At 59.0% G+C, this 16,882-nt stretch carries 16 protein-coding genes; 11 read left to right on the forward strand and 5 right to left on the reverse strand.

Going from position 1 to position 16,882, the window contains the following annotated elements; translation table 11 throughout:
• The first annotated feature begins 657 nt into the window (after window positions 1–657).
• The 5 genes from IRZ24_RS06900 to IRZ24_RS06920 all read left to right on the forward strand — a co-directional run bounded on the left by IRZ24_RS06900 (window position 658) and on the right by IRZ24_RS06920 (window position 5,673).
• Complete coding sequence (locus tag IRZ24_RS06900) at window positions 658–1,806, forward strand: hypothetical protein (protein WP_297161604.1); 1,149 nt, start codon at window positions 658–660, stop codon at window positions 1,804–1,806.
• Window positions 1,807–1,823: 17 nt separating this feature from the next.
• Window positions 1,824–2,966 carry a histidinol-phosphate transaminase gene (gene hisC / locus IRZ24_RS06905; RefSeq protein ID WP_297161607.1) on the forward strand — a complete coding sequence of 381 codons (1,143 nt, stop codon included), beginning with the start codon at window positions 1,824–1,826 and terminating at the stop codon, window positions 2,964–2,966.
• A gap of 90 nt (window positions 2,967–3,056) precedes the next feature.
• Window positions 3,057–3,341: a hypothetical protein gene (locus tag IRZ24_RS06910; protein WP_297161611.1), complete on the forward strand. Its 285-nt coding sequence runs from the start codon at window positions 3,057–3,059 to the stop codon at window positions 3,339–3,341.
• A gap of 25 nt (window positions 3,342–3,366) precedes the next feature.
• Complete coding sequence (eno, locus tag IRZ24_RS06915; protein ID WP_297161613.1) at window positions 3,367–4,692, forward strand: phosphopyruvate hydratase; 1,326 nt, start codon at window positions 3,367–3,369, stop codon at window positions 4,690–4,692.
• A gap of 78 nt (window positions 4,693–4,770) precedes the next feature.
• Window positions 4,771–5,673, forward strand: a complete 903-nt coding sequence (locus tag IRZ24_RS06920) for an alpha/beta hydrolase (RefSeq protein WP_297161616.1) — start codon at window positions 4,771–4,773, stop codon at window positions 5,671–5,673.
• A 175-nt stretch (window positions 5,674–5,848) separates the two neighbouring features.
• Here IRZ24_RS06920 and IRZ24_RS06925 read toward each other — a convergent pair whose 3' ends face one another.
• Together IRZ24_RS06925 and IRZ24_RS06930 are read right to left on the reverse strand one after the other, a co-directional pair.
• Window positions 5,849–6,052, reverse strand: coding sequence for a hypothetical protein (locus tag IRZ24_RS06925; protein WP_297161618.1), 204 nt, complete (start codon window positions 6,050–6,052; stop codon window positions 5,849–5,851).
• Between the two features lie 27 nt (window positions 6,053–6,079).
• On the reverse strand, window positions 6,080–6,874 hold the full coding sequence (locus IRZ24_RS06930; RefSeq protein WP_297161620.1) for a hypothetical protein: 795 nt from the start codon (window positions 6,872–6,874) through the stop codon (window positions 6,080–6,082).
• A gap of 603 nt (window positions 6,875–7,477) precedes the next feature.
• On the opposite strand from IRZ24_RS06930, the gene IRZ24_RS06935 reads away from it, so the two are divergent.
• The 6 genes from IRZ24_RS06935 (at window position 7,478) to pcaF (ending at window position 13,644) form a co-directional block, all read left to right on the forward strand.
• A complete protein-coding gene (locus IRZ24_RS06935) occupies window positions 7,478–8,326 on the forward strand; it encodes an XdhC/CoxI family protein (RefSeq protein WP_297161623.1) in 849 nt (282 codons plus the stop codon).
• Window positions 8,327–8,599: 273 nt separating this feature from the next.
• Window positions 8,600–9,574: an NHL repeat-containing protein gene (locus IRZ24_RS06940; protein WP_297161627.1), complete on the forward strand. Its 975-nt coding sequence runs from the start codon at window positions 8,600–8,602 to the stop codon at window positions 9,572–9,574.
• Window positions 9,571–10,485 carry a CoA-transferase gene (locus tag IRZ24_RS06945; protein WP_297161630.1) on the forward strand — a complete coding sequence of 305 codons (915 nt, stop codon included), beginning with the start codon at window positions 9,571–9,573 and terminating at the stop codon, window positions 10,483–10,485. The genes IRZ24_RS06940 and IRZ24_RS06945 overlap by 4 nt, the downstream gene beginning before the upstream one ends.
• A 135-nt stretch (window positions 10,486–10,620) precedes the next feature.
• Window positions 10,621–11,400: a CoA-transferase gene (locus IRZ24_RS06950; RefSeq protein WP_297161632.1), complete on the forward strand. Its 780-nt coding sequence runs from the start codon at window positions 10,621–10,623 to the stop codon at window positions 11,398–11,400.
• 130 nt (window positions 11,401–11,530) lie between these two features.
• Entirely contained in the window at window positions 11,531–12,307 is a 777-nt protein-coding gene (locus tag IRZ24_RS06955; protein WP_297161634.1) for an enoyl-CoA hydratase-related protein, read from the forward strand.
• Between the two features lie 140 nt (window positions 12,308–12,447).
• Window positions 12,448–13,644, forward strand: a complete 1,197-nt coding sequence (gene pcaF, locus IRZ24_RS06960) for a 3-oxoadipyl-CoA thiolase (RefSeq protein WP_297161638.1) — start codon at window positions 12,448–12,450, stop codon at window positions 13,642–13,644.
• 71 nt (window positions 13,645–13,715) lie between these two features.
• Here the strand turns inward: pcaF and rplI are convergent, their stop codons facing one another.
• From rplI to IRZ24_RS06975, 3 genes are all read right to left on the reverse strand, one after another.
• Complete coding sequence (gene rplI / locus IRZ24_RS06965; RefSeq protein ID WP_297161641.1) at window positions 13,716–14,240, reverse strand: 50S ribosomal protein L9; 525 nt, start codon at window positions 14,238–14,240, stop codon at window positions 13,716–13,718.
• Window positions 14,241–14,597: 357 nt separating this feature from the next.
• Window positions 14,598–15,767 (reverse strand): carboxylate-amine ligase, encoded by a 1,170-nt coding sequence (locus IRZ24_RS06970; RefSeq protein ID WP_297161644.1) that lies wholly within the window; start codon window positions 15,765–15,767, stop codon window positions 14,598–14,600.
• Between the two features lie 299 nt (window positions 15,768–16,066).
• Window positions 16,067–16,477, reverse strand: a complete 411-nt coding sequence (locus IRZ24_RS06975) for a cytidine deaminase (protein WP_297161648.1) — start codon at window positions 16,475–16,477, stop codon at window positions 16,067–16,069.
• Between the last annotated feature and the right edge of the window lie 405 nt (window positions 16,478–16,882).

Below are 16,882 nucleotides of genomic sequence, written 5' to 3' on the forward strand. Positions count from 1 at the left end.
CTCCCCCTCCTCAAGGGAGCCTGCTTCCTTACCTTGCTCGTGGCTCTGGTACAATAAAAATGGCATCGGTGCGGTGTATCAGGATAGCCCAATCTGCCCCTGCCCTGCCGATAAAGCTTGCAGGTCCCAGGGGCCCATGTTAGAATCGTCCCGCAAATGGCCAAACGAGAGCGCTAGCTGCAGAAGGCCGCTCGTCTGCATCAGCTTCGCTGACAGCAACACCAGTAGAGCAACAGGGGCAGGAAGTAGGGATCACCCCGCAGAGACGCCGAGAAGTTAGCAGCAACGGGATAGCCGGCAGACGAGTCAGCCAAGCATGAGGATAGCTCGCTCGTCAGTGGGGAGTAGCTGAGCCTAGAAGGAGGCCGCGCCAATCTCGTCCACAGCCTCGCGGTAGATAAGAGGAGGCGGGATAGCCCAGGCCTAAAGGCCAGTATAGCACGGTATAAGCACCAGCATCAGGCGCAAGCGCGGTTAGGGGCACTGGCCACAGCAGGGTAAGTACTGGAAGAGTAGCAGGCTCAGTTCTGCTCGCAGCGCCTGGATCTAGCGATCTGGGTTCCTGGACAGCCCGTTGGCTTGATCTGAGAGCGGGCGGTGAGTTAAGCAAAGGAAAAGAGACAGCGGCATCGTAGTGTGATGTCAGAGGAGCGTATCTTGAAAAAGACAGAGCGTGCATGGTTCTGGCGTATCATCGATGTGATTAATCCTCTGCGCGATCCTAGCCTGACGGTGGCGGTTGTCCTGACCATCATTGAGGAGGCAGGACAGCATGATCCCTGGTACTGGATTATCGTGATTGGTCTGGTGAACTGGCTGGCAGTGCGCGGGCTGGTCTGGCTGCTGGTCAACTTTACCTTTGCCTGTACCTTTCTAGCGCGCCGTCTGTGGTGGGCCATCAAGCATCCACGGCTGGCCTGGCGCATTCTGGATGCAATCGGGCATGAGGAAATCGTCATCGGTGGTCTGCCTACCATTCCTGAAGGCATGCTGATGCCCGATGGCTCCTCGATCCTGAGTCTCAATCCCGCTTTCGGGGGAGTAACCGTAACGGGCGAGCTGGCTTCCCCACAAGGTCCATTCCTTGGCTTACCCGCTGGCCAAACGGGCCAGACGGGTCCTATGGCTCAGGTTGGTCAGGGAGCAGAGGGGGCAGCAGATTACGCCAGTTTGCCCGGTAACTCCGGTTTCTTCCCCGGCGTCCAGCAGGCGCCTGCCTACTTTCAGAGTGGCTTCTACGGCCAGACTGCACCTTCCGCCGAGGGCCTGCAGCAGAGTGGCTCGCAGTCTCGCAGCGCTGAGGAGGAGCGTCTGCGCCAGCAGTTGGAGTCCTGCATTCGCTTGATCGAGGATTGGATTCAGTTTACTGAGGAAAAGTGGCGCACGGTCAGCGATAGCCAGCTCGGCTGGAAGCCGCTGCGTGGGCGCTGGTCAAGCTGGGACGATATTTTCCAGGATACGTTTGCCGCTCGCACATCTGATCCCCTGGCTCAGGCGGCCCAGGATGCTGGTGAGGCCAATGCTCGCCGTTTCGAAAGCGCTCGCGAAAAGGGTTCTGCTGCTTCCGCCGTCGCTTGCTTCCTGCGGGATATGATGACTCTGCGCCGCGGCCTAGAGATGTTACAGGCTACCGGCGGCCAGTTGCCGGAAACTTCGGCAATGCAGCCTGTTGTCCCTCATACGTCCCTCCGCTCTTTTGGCACCAGCGGCACTCTGCGCGGCAATACTGGCGCTAGCTCCCCCGTGCGCAATTCCTTGATCCGCCGTCCCGCTCAGATCTTTGTGGACGCTGATACTGAAAAGTAGGATGGATATATAAGCCCATGCAACCATATGCCTCGCGTGTTGTTCAGGTCCGTCCAGAGATCGAACGCATTGCTCCCTATGTGCCTGGAGAATCACTAGAAGCTTTCTCGCGAAGAACCGGTATTCCGATCGATCGCTTGATCAAGCTCAATAGCAATGAAAATCCCTATGGCCCGATCCCGCCAGTGCTGGCCGCTCTGGGACGCTATGTACACTACAACAATTATCCCGATACGGATTCCACGGCCCTGCGGCGAGCGCTGTCCGAGTTCACGGGCCTCGATGAGCGTTACATTGTGCTCAGCCACGGTAGCAATGAGCTGATCAATCTGCTCTGGCATGTTTTCTTATCGGTCGGAGATAATATTATCTGCTGTCCTCCTACCTTTACGCTCTATACAACAGTGACCACGCTCTGCGGCGCGTATGTGATCGAGGTTCCGCGGACAGAGTCTTATGACATCGACGTCGAGGCCATCCTGTCCGCGTTGACCCCTGAAACCAAGCTCATTGTCCTCTGCTCTCCCAATAATCCTACGGGCAACCTGGTGGCCCAGGAGGATATCTTACGCTTGCTGGAGTCCGGGCGCATTGTAGTGGTCGATGAGGCCTACGTGGAGTTCTCACAGCAGCCGCGGGGTGTGGCTCACTTGGTTCCTGAGCACCCTAATCTGGTGGTGCTGCGCTCTTTCAGCAAGTGGGCCGGCCTGGCCGGCTTGCGTATCGGCTATGGACTTTTCCCCGAGTGGATCGCCAGCTACTTGCGTCGGGCTCAGTGCCCCTTTGAAGTGAATGTAGCTGGCCATATCGCTGCTATAGAGACGTTGGCTCACCTCGACTGCGTCTGGGAGCGCGTGCAGCGTCTGATTCAGGAACGCGAACGCCTCTTCCAGGTCTTGGCTGCTCAGCCGTACCTGGCGCCGGTGCCATCTCAGGGGAACTTTATCATGGCGCGCGTCTGCGATGAGGAAATTACAGTGGAGGATGTCCGTGCAAGCGTTGAGGCGTATGGTATTCTCTTGCGCTATTTCCAACATCCGTATCTGCAGAACGTTCTACGGGTGACGGTAGGTTTGCCGGAGCATACCGATTTGCTGGCGCGCGCTTTGGCTGAAGTGCGGCCCGGGAGGGCGCTCCGCAGCGCCGACGGAGCCGGCTGAACCAGCCGTAGCCGCTGCCCCGGCAATGCTAAGCCGGCCTGGCTGCCTGGCTTGCTCTGTTGCTCCTATCAGGAAGGGGCTGGTCTTGCGATGAGGCAGCTCAGCCAGGCCGGCGATCGTTTCCTCTGGGATAGGCCGGCAGTCTACGCCTTGCATCTGGCGGATGTCCGTTCGCTCTTAGCCGCACTAATGCGCTACCTGTTCCGCGCCCGCGATCGCAACCGCCATGAGCTAGTCCGCGTTTTGTTGGATCGCTCCACGTGGCAACAAAATGCTTGCCCACGCCCAATGGCGCGCGTTACAATACAGCCGGCAATGATGGGCAACGCCGCGCTATCATCGACTGTTCATCTTCTACCCGTAAGATCCGAGTAGCGTTGAGAGAGGTAGGTATTGTTCTATGCCTGGTGTGAGTAGAGAAAGTACAGTTATCGCGAACCTGGTGGCTCGCGAGATTCTCGATTCGCGTGGCAACCCGACGGTTCAGGTGGAGGTCTGGCTGAAGGGCGGCGCTTATGGTGTGGCTTCGGTTCCCTCGGGGGCCTCAACTGGCGCCCATGAGGCGGTAGAGCTGCGTGATGGCGACAGTCAGCGCTATGGCGGTAAAGGTGTGCTCACGGCAGTCCAGCATGTCAATACGACCCTGCGTGAGGCCTTGATCGGCCAAGATGCCACGGATCAGGTGGCCCTTGACGGCTTGATGGTTCAGCTCGATGGAACGCCGAATAAGGGCAAACTTGGCGCCAATGCCATCCTTGGGGTCTCTCTCGCCTTGGCCCATGCGGCCGCCAATGCTCTTGGTCAGCCGCTATATCGTTATTTGGGCGGGGTCTCCGCTAGTGTGCTGCCTGTGCCAATGATGAATATTCTCAACGGGGGTAAGCATGCTGATAACTCCGCCGATATGCAGGAGTATATGATTCTGCCAGTTGGGGCCCGCTCTTTCCGCGAGGCGCTGCGCATGGGGGCCGAGGTCTACCAGAGTTTGAAAAAGGTCTTGCACAGCAAGAAGTATAATACGAATGTCGGTGATGAGGGCGGTTTTGCACCGTCGCTCAGCTCGAATCGCGAGCCGCTGGAGCTATTGCTGACGGCTATTGAGGCGGCGGGCTATCGCCCCGGCGTCGATATCTGTCTTGGTATGGACCCCGCCGCGAGCGAACTCTATCAGGATGGCAAGTATGTGCTGGCTCGTGAGGGCCGTACGCTTTCATCTGCCGAGATGGTCGACCTCTATGAGCAGTGGGTGAATGAGTATCCTCTGATCTCAATTGAGGATGGCCTGGCAGAGGATGATTGGGAAGGCTGGTCTTTGCTCTGTCGCCGTCTGGGCGGACGTGTGCAGTTGGTCGGGGACGATCTGTTCGTGACCAATACTGCTCGGCTCAAGCGCGGCATCGAGGAGCGAGCTGCCAATTCCATCCTGATTAAGCTCAATCAGATCGGCACTTTGACGGAAACACTGGCCGCTATCGAAATGGCTAAGCGCGCTTCCTTTACGGCAGTGGTCTCTCACCGCTCAGGTGAGACCGAGGATACGACGATTGCCGATCTGGTGGTGGCAACTAATGCGGGCCAGATTAAAACCGGAGCTCCTGCCCGCAGCGAGCGCGTGGCAAAGTACAATCGCTTGCTTGTGATCGAGGAAGAGCTAGGAGAGCGCACGGCCCATTATGCGGGGTTCGGCGCGTTCTATAATGTCCCAGGACTCTACGCGCGGATGTGAGAAGCGGCGTCAGGATGGCTCCCGAGATTGGGCATCAGGGCGCTCGCTCGCAGCCCACGGAAGAGCGAGGAAGAAGCGATGACACAGAGTCCTGCGAACATACCACTGGGGGGGGGCGCCGGTGAACGGCGCACGATTCGCCTGATCCACTATAATCTGACCTATTATGTCTATGGGGCCGAGCATGGCACCGATGGGGCGCTGGTGCTGCTTCACGATGTGCTGGCGGGCGCCTTCGCCTGGCGCGATGTCATTCCAGCGCTGACCAGCACTGGACGTGCCCTCTATGTCTTCGATTTGCTCGGTCACGGCCTCTCTGACCATCCCTGGCCGGCGGATACCTCCGTCTGGGGCCACGCCGACTATCTGGCTATGTTCCTGGATGCCTTGCAGCTGACCAATGTGGTGCTGGTAGGGCATGGCCTTGGCGGTGGGGTGGCTCAGATTCTGGCCACACGCCTGAGCCGCGAGCGCGTGGCCGCTTTGGTGCTGATTGATACGGTGTGCTATCTCCATGCCTTTGCGGAGGACTGGCCGCTGCCGCAAATGAAGGAGCGTCAGGAGTATGATGCTCCAAAGCGCGCGAGCGTCGAGGATGTGCTGCGTGATCTGCGTGCTACTCTGCCCGCAGCTTCAACACGGCCTGAGCAGTTTAAGCAGCAGATGCTGGACGATTTCGTGAATCACTGGAATAGCGAGCTTCATAAGGAAGTGCTCTATCAGCACATCCGTAATCTTATCCCCTATTATGTGAATTCGGTGTCGAGCGATCTGCAACGCGTAGGCAAGCCTGTGCTGATCATTTGGGGAGAGGAGGACCGTCAGATTCCGCTCAAGTACGCCCAGCGGCTACATCGGGAGATCCCTGGTTCGCAACTGAGCATCATTCCCCAAGCCGGTCACCTGGTGCTTTTCGATGCACCAGAGGCGGTGGCTCAGGCCATTCGTGAGTTTGTCGCCTCTCTGCCAGGGCGCTCATAGCCGCCGCTGGTAGCCTGGTAGCGGGGCAGGAGAAGCAGAGCCGATCACTGCAGACAGGTCCCAGGTCTCCATGTTCCCCAGGCCCAGGCTGTTACACAGCTCTCTCTGCGCGGCCTCGCTGAGGACTCGGGCGAGTGCCGCTAGAGCAGGTGTAGCCTGGGCCTTTTTCTGCTGTTCAGGCACAGCGATGAATGTCAATGCCAGCGACTTCCCGATAATAGGCTTCGCAGCAACGCAGGTAGCTCTGCAAAGCCAGCGCGTAGGCATCATAGAGGCGCTCTAGCTCAAGCGCAGAGGCGCCTCGCTCGCTGGCCAGGACCATTGCGCGCCAGAGCTTGCACAGGCGTTTTTCGGCATAGTGCACTTGCTTTAAGGACATGTGTGATCTCATCCCCACTTCTGAGCACTAGGAAGCCTTGCGGCTCTCGCCACGCTGACGATATTCGCGGCTCAACTGCTGAATAAGCTCGCGTGCCGCCGCGTAGTCCCAGCTAGCGAGGTCGCCCGGCTCTGGTTTGCCAAGGGTATTGCAGAGCTTGCGAATGCTGGCAAGCTGCTGGTCAGTGATAGGGCCTTGCTCATTGCCATTGTTGCCGCTGGACCGCGCTATACGCTGACGGGAGGCTGCGGCAGTAGACCCACGTGTGGTAGCTTCTGATTCAGCCGGAGTGGCCGTCTCAGGGGGACGCTCAGCTATAGTCGTTGAGGCTCGCTCAACGGGACTATCGACGATGCGATGCTCTTCGTCCAGCTCTGGGGCAAATTGGGTTCCAAAGCCCAAGGCCGCGAGTGCACGCCCGATAGCTCCCGTTTCGGCCTTCTCGATGAAATCGGGAAAGCTGGCAGCCTTCTCCGATTTGGTGCCGGTGGCAACGCCACCTTTGCCATCCTTGACAACAGCACGGAAGATGACGAAGCCCTTGGCTCGACGCACCATCTTTTCATTACGTCGGGTCTCGCTGTTGTAGGCGTAGTACTCCTCTTCGGTCTCACGCTCAAGATCCAAGTGCACCATCTCGGTCTCAATGGTGCCTTGTGGACAGAGTTCGCGAAACCAGACGAGTCGCCACTGAACAGGCAAGTAGTCACGCAGCTCGCCCCGATTACCACCTCTAATTTGTACAAGATGCTCGCTGGGGTTGAAGCGTGGGCGCTGCTCATCCTGGCCCTGGGATTGATGTTGTTCTCCAACAGATGGCATAGATGCTGCTTCCTCCTTCTGGTTGTTGCGCGCACTACACCCGGCCAGCAGGTCCCCATGAGCAACCTGACAGACCGGCGCAGCACACGCTATCTCTCTCCCGTCGAAACCGGAGCGCTGGTGCGGTTGTACGCCCAGGCACGCCCGTTCATCAGGGTCTTGAACTAATGTTCTAGAATTGTACCCGGCGGCAGGAGCCTCTGTCAAGCTGGCTGTTTGCTTGGCAGTCTACCCGCAGACTGAGGCACCTGGTCAGGAATCCTTCTCAGGAATCGTTCCAATGCTGAGTAGTAAAAATGGAAGTGCATATTGATCTCTATCACACAAAAGATGATCTTTATTGACCTGATAAGAATTATTCTGAGATGCAGGAACAGCATCTAATCCTGGAGAGTCTTGTATCGTTGGCCATAATTACTGGGAGAGCAGCTTTTCCATAAGGGAGCGCCAGGCATAAGCCGGGGCGAGAATGAAGGGGAGGCCAGTCCGCCCGGCCTGTCAAGCAAGAAGGCGGCAGGGATGCTATGTTATAATGGAGAGTGTTCTGCTCAATCATTGAGCAGGAGAGGCAGAGAGCAACAGGACAGAGGACGGGAAAGAACCATGAGTGCCATCAGCCCCACAGCCGTTTACGAGGCCATTCAAACTGCGCTGCAACGAGGCGAGCGCATTGGCATAGCCACCGTGGTCAAAACGATTGGAGCAGCCCCCTGCGATGTAGGGGCGCGCATGCTGCTTCACGCCGACGGCAGCGCGAGCGGCAGCTTTGGCGGAGGGCGCGTCGACGAGCAAGCGATCAAGGCCATGCAGCAGGCCCTCCAGGAAGGGCACTCGTTCCTCACGCATATTCATATCGATCCCGATGAAGCCGTTGGTAGCTGCGGCGCCACTCTGGAAGTCTTCGTTGAGGCCATTTCACCGGAGCCGCGGCTGATCATTGCCGGTGCTGGTCACGTTGCCCAGGCTTTGGCGCGCTTCGCCGCCGACCTCGACTTCCGCATCATTGTGGTAGATGATCGTCGCGATCTAGCTGATCCCCGCGCCTTCGGTGAACGGGTCCAGCTTGTCTTTGGAGATATTGCTCAGACCATCCGCGAGCTGCGACCGGATGCCTCAACCTGGGTAGTCATCGTCACTCGCGGGCACCGGCTCGATGAGGAGGCTCTACGCGCCGCGGTAGAGAGTGAGGCCGCCTACGTAGGCATGATCGGCAGCGCTGGCAAGATTCGCAATATCTTTCGCAACTTGCTCAAGGCTGGCATTCCGCGCGAGCGCCTTGAGCAGGTGCACACGCCGATTGGCCTCGACATCGGCGCGGTTACCCCTCAAGAGATCGCCCTGAGCATTGCCGCAGAGTTAGTGATGACCAGGCGTACGGGTACCAAAGGCACTGGGGCTCCGCTCAAGACACTCCACCACCTCATTGAGGAAGTCGCTCCCGTAACGACCTGATTGAGCGAGTGCAGGAACGGTGGAGCAGAGGCCAGAGGATCTGACCTGTTTCCTGGCAGAGGACGGAGGCACCCCCAGCCGCTTACCGCTCCTGATTTCCCTCAAGACGCCCGCTTGTGATACGATGGCAAGGGAGACAGTGCCTGTTCAAGGCTGGCGACAGTGACCAGCTTTCCTTTCACCGAGCCGTGCAGGTTCGGTTCCAGGCTAGGAGCAGACGCTGCTCCAGGTCCGCAGCTCACCACATATCGGGGTTTTCGGGAAGGACACGCTATGCTGCAAAGCGAGCATTCGAGGATTCTCTCGGCGTTGCTCCTCTGTTTGCTCCTGTTGAGCGCCTGCGGGAGCGCCGGCTCCGCTGTTCTGCCTAGGTCCACGCCATCCTCTACGGCGAGCGCTCTCCGCTCGCCATCACCGGGGAAGCCAGCTTCTGCCAGCGTCATCCCCACTGCCAGCGGCACGGTAGCAGCGCCGCCGCACTATCGCAGTCATCTGCTCTTGCGTGGCTATGGCAGGCCAGACGACCTGGCCCTTGACGCCAAAGGCAACCTTTTCTTTAGCGACGCTCATAATGGCACCATCAACCGTCTTAACCAGGACGGCTCTGTGAGCGTGCTCGCGCGTGGCCTGGCGGCGCCGGAAGGGCTGGTTGTGCTCCAGGATGGTACAATCATCATAGCGGAACAACGCACTAACCGGCTACTCCAATTAATGCCAGGCGCGCAGATGCCGTTGGTTTTGCGCACCCTACCGGGCACACCGAGTAACCAGCCATGCAAAGCCGGCATCGACGGCATTGCCCTTGATAGCACAACACAGACCCTGATTGTTCCAGACAGCCCCACCGGCGAGGTCTACCGCATGAGCCTGGATGGTCGCGCCCTGCAGCCACTGGCCAGCGGCATGGTGCGCCCAGTAGGGGCAGCCGTTGATGGGGCAGGCAACGTCTATGTGGCCGACGAATGCGGCCATGCGGTCTGGCGAATCAGTCCCAACGGGCACAAGGTTCGCTTCGGTGGCTTCGGCATGCCAGACGACGTGGCCTGGGACGGGCATGGTAACCTGCTGGTGATCGACCTGGCGCCAGCCGTGCATGCGCTGATCCGCTTGCAACTGGCTACCGGGCAGCGCGAAACGCTTGCGAGCCAGGGCTTTATTGAACCACAGGGACTGGTCATCGACAAGCATGACCGTATCTACGTGGCCGATGATTATGCAAACATGATCGTGGAGTTTACACCGACATGAGTAAGCTGCTCTCTATGACCGAGGCGATCAGACGCTATGTCCCCGACGGGGCTTCGGTAGCACTGGGTCTGGCCCTGGAGCCGTGTATTCCCTTCGCCGCAGGCCACGAAATCATTCGCCAGGGGCGCCGCGATCTGACTCTGATCGGACCGATCTCCGATATTCTCTTCGATCAGTTGATCGGAGCCGGCTGCGTGGCGAAAATTCAAGCGGCCTGGGTCGGTAACGTCAGCGAAGGCTTAGGCCACTGCTACCGTCGAGCAACGGAGCAGGCCCTGCCTCGTCCCATTGTCACTGAGGACCACAGCAATTTCACGATCGGCCTGGCTTTGCGCGCTGCCAGCCTGGGCGCCCCCTACATTCCCACGCGCTCTTTGCTGGGGAGCGACCTCCCGCGAAAAAATCCGACGTTTCTGCAAGCTCCCTCTCCTTTCGATGGCAGCCCTCTGCTGCTGGTACCGGCCTTGCAGCCCGATGTCACTATCCTCCACGTCCAGCGCAGCGATGAAGATGGCAACGCTCACCTTTGGGGTAGTCTTGGCATCTGTCAAGAAGCGATGCTAGCCGCACGCCGGGTGATCATCGTCGCTGAAGAAATCGTATCGCGTGAAGTCATCATCAGCGACCCCAATCGCGTCATTGGACCCTCTTATAAGGTCTGCGCGGTTGTCCATGAACCCTGGGGCGCACATCCCTCCGCCGTCCAAGGCTACTACGACCGCGACCATCAGTTCTACCACGAGTACCATACGCGCACGCGCACACCAGAGGGGTTCCAGCAGTGGCTAGATGAGTGGGTACTTGGTCTGAAGACGCGCCAGGCATATGTAGCGAAGCTGGGAGAGACGCGCTGTCGCTCCCTGGGCGTCAAGGAGCATCGCTACGCCGCTCCAGTTGACTACGGCTACTAAGGAGCCTGACTAAGGCAGGTTAAGCAGGGTCCTTCAGCTCTCGTGCCCGCTGGCCAAGACCAGAGCCAACGAGCGTCATGCCTCAGTGTTCGCCATGCATGAGCGAGAGAGCTACCAGGTAAGGAGGAAAGGGAAATGGACTACACGCCCCGCGAGCTGATGGTCGTTTGTGCCGCGCGCCAGATCCGCGACGGCGAGCGGGTCTTTGTGGGCATGCGTCTGCCTTTGTTGGCCTTCGCCCTTGCCAAGCGCACCCACGCCCCCAATTGCATCGGTATTTTCGAAACAGGTTTGATTCGCGATACACCAGCCCGCGAGCTACTCTACACAATGGGCGATGCTCCTAACATCTGTGGAGCCTTGTGGGCCACCAGTACCATCAACGTCATTGGCCTGATGGCCGCGGGCGAAATTGAGCTTGGTTTCATTGGTGGCGCAGAAATTGACCGCTACGGGAACCTCAACACCTCCCTGATCGGCGATTGGCAGCAACCCCGCGTCCGCTTGCCTGGTAGCGGAGGCGGGGCAGATATCGCCTCGCTGGCTCAGCGGCTGGCCATTATTATGCCCCATGAACGTCACCGCCTACGTGAGCGCGTCGACTTTGTCACCAGTCCAGGCTACGGCTACCCCGACGAACATGGGCCTGCTGGTGTAGCCTGGCGGCAGCGGGTGGGCTTGCCGCGCGGAGGGCCAGCGGTGCTGATCACCACGCTGGCGGTCTTTACTTTCGATCCCTCCAGCGGCGAAGCCCTTCTCCAGTCATACCATCCAGGCAGCAGCATTGAGCAGGTTCAGGAGCAAACCGGCTGGCCTTTGCGTCTTGCTCCCGACTGTGCTGAAACAGCTCCACCTACACCAGAGGAGCTACGCCTGATTCGCGAATGCGATCCTCATGGCGTCTGGACCAGCTAATCTTAGCACGTTCCGGCTGCAGGCGAGAGAAGGTCAGCCTTTTGCTCACCAGGAGCCGGAGCAAGATCAGCGTTGGCGCCACACTGTGGCCCCATACACGACAACCCAGATCAATGCAACGAGGAGAGGCATGGCTGAATATCAATATGTTCTCGTCGAACGCGATGAGCGAGTCGGCATTGTCACCCTCAATCGTCCCGCGAAGCTGAACGCTCTCAACACGCAGCTCGTCGCCGAGCTGAGCACAGCCCTGGAAGAGCTTGACCGTGATGAAGCCATCCGCTGCATCGTCATCACTGGAGCCGGTGAGCGCGCCTTTGCTGCTGGCGCTGATATTGAAGAGATGGCGGATAAGTCGCCGATCGACATGCTCACGGGCGGTTTTGAGGCCTGGGAGCGCATCAGGCGCATCAAAAAGCCGCTCATCGCCGCCGTCAATGGCTATGCGCTCGGCGGAGGCTGTGAACTGGCACTACACTGCGACATCATCGTGGCCTCCGAGAATGCCCGCTTTGGTCAGCCGGAAATTCTTCTGGGCATTATCCCAGGAGCCGGTGGCACTCAGCGCCTAGCGCGCACCCTCGGGAAATACCGCACGATGGAGATGGTGCTCTTGGGCAATCAGATCAGTGCCCGCGAGCTGGCCGATCTGGGTCTGGTGAATCGCGTCGTGCCCCAGGGCGAGCATCTCAAAGAGGCGCTCAAGATCGCCAAAGAGCTGGCCGAGCGCCCTCCTATCGCCGTTCGTCTGGCCAAAGAAGCCGTGCTAGCTGCCTTTGAAACACCGCTAGCAGAGGGGCTAGAGGCTGAACGCAGGAACTTTTTCCTGCTCTTCGCCAGTGAAGACAAGCGCGAAGGTATGCGCGCCTTCCTCGAAAAGCGGCGCGCGCAATTCCAGGGACGCTAAGACGGGTTGGCCTGGTGAGCGCTGGTCTGGTCTGGTGTTGGGCAACACCCTTGCAGCCCGATTTCAGGCCAGTCCAGGCGCCCTTTGATCTCTCAACTGTCAGCGGAGCCTCAGCAGCAATCAGAGAGGAGGCCACAGCTATGGAAGAAGCGGTAATCGTTTCAGCAGTACGCACGCCGATTGGACGCTATGCAGGGGCGCTCAAAGATGTGCGCCCCGATGATATGGCAGCTCTGGTAATCGCTGAAGCTGTGCGCCGCGCCGGTATCGAGCCAGGCAGCGTAGAAGATGTCATTCTAGGCTGCGCTAACCAGGCAGGCGAGGACAACCGCAATGTTGCGCGCATGGCTCTGCTTCTGGCAGGCCTGCCAATCCATGTGGCAGGCCAAACTGTTAACCGCCTGTGCGGCTCTGGTTTACAAGCCATTAACAGCGCCGCGCAGGCTATCCAGGTCGGCGCAGGCGATACCTTTGTCGCCGGTGGCGTCGAGAGTATGACGCGCGCTCCCTTCGTGCTGGGCAAGGCCGAGAGCGCCTTTAGCCGCACTGCCACCCTCTACGATACTACACTGGGCTGGCGCTTCATCAATCCTAAGCTCGCCGCGCTACACTATCCCTATAGTATGGGCGAGACAGCAGAGAACGTGGCCGAGCGCTATGGCATCAGCCGCGAGGAGCAGGATCGTTACGCCTTGCGTAGCCACCAACGCGCCGTCGCCGCTCAGCAAGATGGACGCTTTGCAGAGGAGATTGTCCCGGTACCCGTCCCTCAGAACAAGGGTGACCCCGTGCTAGTCAGCAAGGATGAACATCCCCGTCCTGATACCTCGTTGGAAAAGCTAGCTGCCCTCAAACCCGCTTTTCGTGAGGGAGGAACTGTCACCGCGGGCAATTCAGCCGGGATCAATGACGGTGCCGCTGCCCTGGTCATGATGAGCGAGAGCCGGGCCCGCAGCCTGGGCCTGCGTCCCCGCGCGCGTATCGTTGCCACGGCGGTCGCTGGTGTCGACCCGGCCTACATGGGCTTGGGACCAATTCCGGCGACCCGTAAGGCCCTACAGCGCGCCGGCCTGAGCATCCACGATCTCGATCTGATCGAGTTGAATGAGGCCTTCGCCGCCCAGGTGCTGCAGTGCGTGCGTGAGTTGGAAATCGATGAAGAGAAACTGAATGTGAATGGAGGAGCCATTGCCCTGGGGCACCCATTGGGTTGCAGCGGCGCCCGTATCATGGTCACGCTTCTCCATGAGCTAGAGCGTCGCGGTGGGCGCTATGGGCTGGCCACCATGTGCATCGGCGTCGGCCAGGGAATTGCAACCATCATCGAGCGTCTCTAACCCAGCCTGTCGCCTGCGCTGCACGTATAGAGAAAGGAGGGCGCCCAGAGCGGGTCGAGCTGGGCGCCCTTTTACTCTGCCTGCGCTGTCTCGGCCTGCTCGGCGACCCCGCTGGCGGCGGCTTCCGCCGCGCCTTCGGTCTCGCTGGCCTCCTGATCAATCACGCGCACAGTAATCCGCGGAACAAGATTACGAGCCACTCTCACCGGAACCTCAAAGGTGCCGGTTGTGCGAATCGGACTGGGCAGATCAATGATGCGGCGATCAATCGTCAGGCCCTCAGCCTGGCGCAGACCATCGGCAATATCCTGGCTTGTCACCGAGCCATAGAGCCGTCCGTTACGCCCCACACGTGCCTTAAAGGTCAAAGTGACCTGGCTTAGCCGCTCCGCAAGCTGCCGGTTAAGCTGCTCTTGCTTCTCCAGCCGGCGTCGTTCCGCCGCTATACGCTGCTCGCGATTGGCCAGCAACGCAGGCGTAGCGCCAGCCGCCAGCTTACGCGGGAGCAAATAGTTACGCGCGTAGCCGTTGGCAACCTCTTTCACATCGCCGGCCTTGCCCAGCCCCGCTACATCCTGAAGGAGAATGACTTTCATCGTTCTTACTCGAAACTCCTGGAACAGGGGGAAGACCAGCGAGCAACTCACCCTGAAAGAGAATGAGCGCCCAGTCTTCCCCGCAGTGTTGGCTAGTGGTCTGTTCCCGAGAAGTATACACCTTCTCGCGGGGAAGCGCAAGCCGCAGCTTGCAGAAAAGCAGTTGCCGACGAGTCGGCCAGCATGAGCGCACCAGGAGCCAGATCACAGGCCATCCCTCGCAGCGAGAGACAATGATCTCCTTCCGTCCGCGCTCAAGACCATCGTCAACCTCGGGAAAAGCATAAGAGCACATACGAGCTTGCGCCGCTAGCACAGCCGTCGAGCAGCCAGGCGGGAAAGAGTCAGAGAAGGCCCTTAGTCAGGGCGGGTCACCAGAGACTGTCGATCGGGTGCGGAGTCGAGAGGAACACCCTCTAGTGTTGTCTCGATCAGATAACGGATAACAGCCAGGAAACTATGCGTCTCATTCCAGATAGCGATCTGCCGATCAGCGCCGGTGCCACGAGGATCATCAAGCAGGAAACGTAAGTAGTTGATCTCGCGGCGCGTGCCCAGATCGTCAAGCACATCATCGACAAAGTCAAGCAACTCATGGATAGCCTCGCGCATGGGTAAGGTGCGATGGTTCACGAAATCGATCACCTGGGCATCGAGGCCATAGCGCATAGCGCGCCACTTATTCTCTTCCAGATAATCGCGTGGCATCACATGCAGCCCCATGCCATGCTTATAGAGCCAGGTCAACTTAGCCACAAGCGCCTGACAGAGCGCTGCCAGCGCCAGCGTATCCTCAATGGTCGCTGGCATATCGAAAACGCGAAATTCTAGCGTTTTAAAGAACGGATGCGGGCGCAGATCCCACCAAATCTTTTTCGCATTATCAATACAGCCGCTTTCTATGAGCGCCTGCACATAGCGATCAAAATCGCCCCAGGTTGGGAAGACCTCTGGCAGGCCGCTGCGCGGGAAACGCTTCCAGACGACAGCCCGGTACGACTTCAAGCCGGTGATACGGTTGCCCCAGAAAGGAGAATTGGCCGACAGCGCCAGCAGATGAGGAAGCCAGGTGCGGATCTGATTCATCAGGGCGATGGCGATGTCGTTGTTCTCGACGCCGATATGGACATGCAGCCCAAAGATAAGGATCGAGCGACCTACATCCTGAAATTCCTCTTCAAGCTCGACATAACGAGGATGATTGGACCGCTGCTGCTCCTGCCACAAGCCGCCAGGATGCGTGCCAGCGCTGACCAAGGCCAGACCCTCCTGAGCCACCAGCCGCGCCAGCCGCGCACGTAATTGCTGCGTCTCCAGACGAGCCGCAGCAATGTTTGGATAGACGGGGCTGATCAGCTCAATCGTGGACTGCAACATCTCGGGCTTGATCTGCTCGCCAAATTGGGAGGCTCCTTTCTCAAGGATGGTGTGGACGCCAGGCACAAGGCGGCCCGTCTGCGGATCGACAAGCTGGAACTCTTCTTCAATTCCAATGGAAGGAGTAGGCAGCTGGAATGTTCGGAACATATGTCCTCCTCAGCGTTGAAGGAACAAGCAACCGGCTGGCAAGGTAGACTTCCTTACTGGGGCCGGCATGGCCGGCAATCAGCCATGCTGGAACACGCTGCTTATATTGTACCATAAGTCGATCATTTTCACCAGATATCGCATCGATGGAGATAAAAGCAGGTGCTGAGGAAAGAACAGGGAGAGCCAGCATCTGATACTGGTCAACGGAGCAGGCTAAGCGCCAGCGCTGCAGCCGTTGCCCTGCCGCTGTTCGGGCTGCGCCTGGTCGGGAAAGCCAGGCACGGCCCGAACAGCGCCTAGAGGCCGAAGGCGTAGGGCAAGAGATCGCCGACCGTAAAGCTCTCCTCCAGGCCATCAATATAGATTGTGGCCTGTGGAGCCAGATCAGCTAGCCACTGGCGGCAAGCTCCACAGGGCGTACGCGCCGAGGCGGGCGCGGCAGGAGGCACATCAATGCAGGCCACAGCCACATGCGTAATCCTACGCGCTCCAGCACTCAGAGCGGAGGCGAGAGCCGCGCGCTCAGCACATAGCGTCAGACCATAGCTTGAGATCTCCACATTGACCCCCCGATAGAGCTGGCCATCAGCCACTACCACCGCACCGACCCGAAAATGAGAGTACGGGGCATAGGCTTGAAGCGCCGTTGTCCGCGCCAGCTCCAGCAGGGCTGCTCGTTCCGGGACTCCGAATTGCTCCCCTGTCATTGGGCTCGCGCTCCCTCCTTGTGCAATCCGTTTCCTATTCGTCTAGCTGTTCCTCTCACCCTGGTTGGCATTACCTGCCTAGCAAGCCTTCCCCATAGCGGTCCGTCTGCCCATGAGCAGCTCAATAGGATGGGCTAATCTCCTAGCACCAGGAGTCCAAGATTCGCACGGCGAGGTAGCCAATCAGGTGACTGGTCATAGCCCAGATTGTATCATGCTGTTACCACCCTGAATACGACCCGTTACTAGCAGTGAAAGCTTGACCGGCTAGCTACAGCCACGAACACACGCCGATCCGTCCCCAGTGGGGGAGAAGAGCAGCTACAGGCTTGCAAATCAGGAGGAAAGACACGTGAAGATCCTGGTAGCGGATGACGACCGCGATATGGTGGACATCCTGAGCTA

Origin of the sequence: Thermogemmatispora sp. (assembly GCF_019683755.1) — a bacterium.
In the GTDB taxonomy this organism is placed as follows: domain Bacteria; phylum Chloroflexota; class Ktedonobacteria; order Ktedonobacterales; family Ktedonobacteraceae; genus Thermogemmatispora.

Bases quoted from the DNA above. Each gene is read 5' to 3' on its own strand.
- hisC (WP_297161607.1), top strand. From the start codon at position 1,824: ATGCAACCATATGCCTCGCGTGTTGTTCAGGTCCGTCCAGAGATCGAA.
- IRZ24_RS06910 (WP_297161611.1), top strand. From the start codon at position 3,057: ATGAGGCAGCTCAGCCAGGCCGGCGATCGTTTCCTCTGGGATAGGCCG.
- eno (WP_297161613.1), top strand. From the start codon at position 3,367: ATGCCTGGTGTGAGTAGAGAAAGTACAGTTATCGCGAACCTGGTGGCT.
- IRZ24_RS06920 (WP_297161616.1), top strand. From the start codon at position 4,771: ATGACACAGAGTCCTGCGAACATACCACTGGGGGGGGGCGCCGGTGAA.
- IRZ24_RS06925 (WP_297161618.1), bottom strand. From the start codon at position 6,052: ATGTCCTTAAAGCAAGTGCACTATGCCGAAAAACGCCTGTGCAAGCTC.
- IRZ24_RS06930 (WP_297161620.1), bottom strand. From the start codon at position 6,874: ATGCCATCTGTTGGAGAACAACATCAATCCCAGGGCCAGGATGAGCAG.
- IRZ24_RS06935 (WP_297161623.1), top strand. From the start codon at position 7,478: ATGAGTGCCATCAGCCCCACAGCCGTTTACGAGGCCATTCAAACTGCG.
- IRZ24_RS06940 (WP_297161627.1), top strand. From the start codon at position 8,600: ATGCTGCAAAGCGAGCATTCGAGGATTCTCTCGGCGTTGCTCCTCTGT.
- IRZ24_RS06945 (WP_297161630.1), top strand. From the start codon at position 9,571: ATGAGTAAGCTGCTCTCTATGACCGAGGCGATCAGACGCTATGTCCCC.
- IRZ24_RS06950 (WP_297161632.1), top strand. From the start codon at position 10,621: ATGGACTACACGCCCCGCGAGCTGATGGTCGTTTGTGCCGCGCGCCAG.
- IRZ24_RS06955 (WP_297161634.1), top strand. From the start codon at position 11,531: ATGGCTGAATATCAATATGTTCTCGTCGAACGCGATGAGCGAGTCGGC.
- pcaF (WP_297161638.1), top strand. From the start codon at position 12,448: ATGGAAGAAGCGGTAATCGTTTCAGCAGTACGCACGCCGATTGGACGC.
- rplI (WP_297161641.1), bottom strand. From the start codon at position 14,240: ATGAAAGTCATTCTCCTTCAGGATGTAGCGGGGCTGGGCAAGGCCGGC.
- IRZ24_RS06970 (WP_297161644.1), bottom strand. From the start codon at position 15,767: ATGTTCCGAACATTCCAGCTGCCTACTCCTTCCATTGGAATTGAAGAA.
- IRZ24_RS06975 (WP_297161648.1), bottom strand. From the start codon at position 16,477: ATGACAGGGGAGCAATTCGGAGTCCCGGAACGAGCAGCCCTGCTGGAG.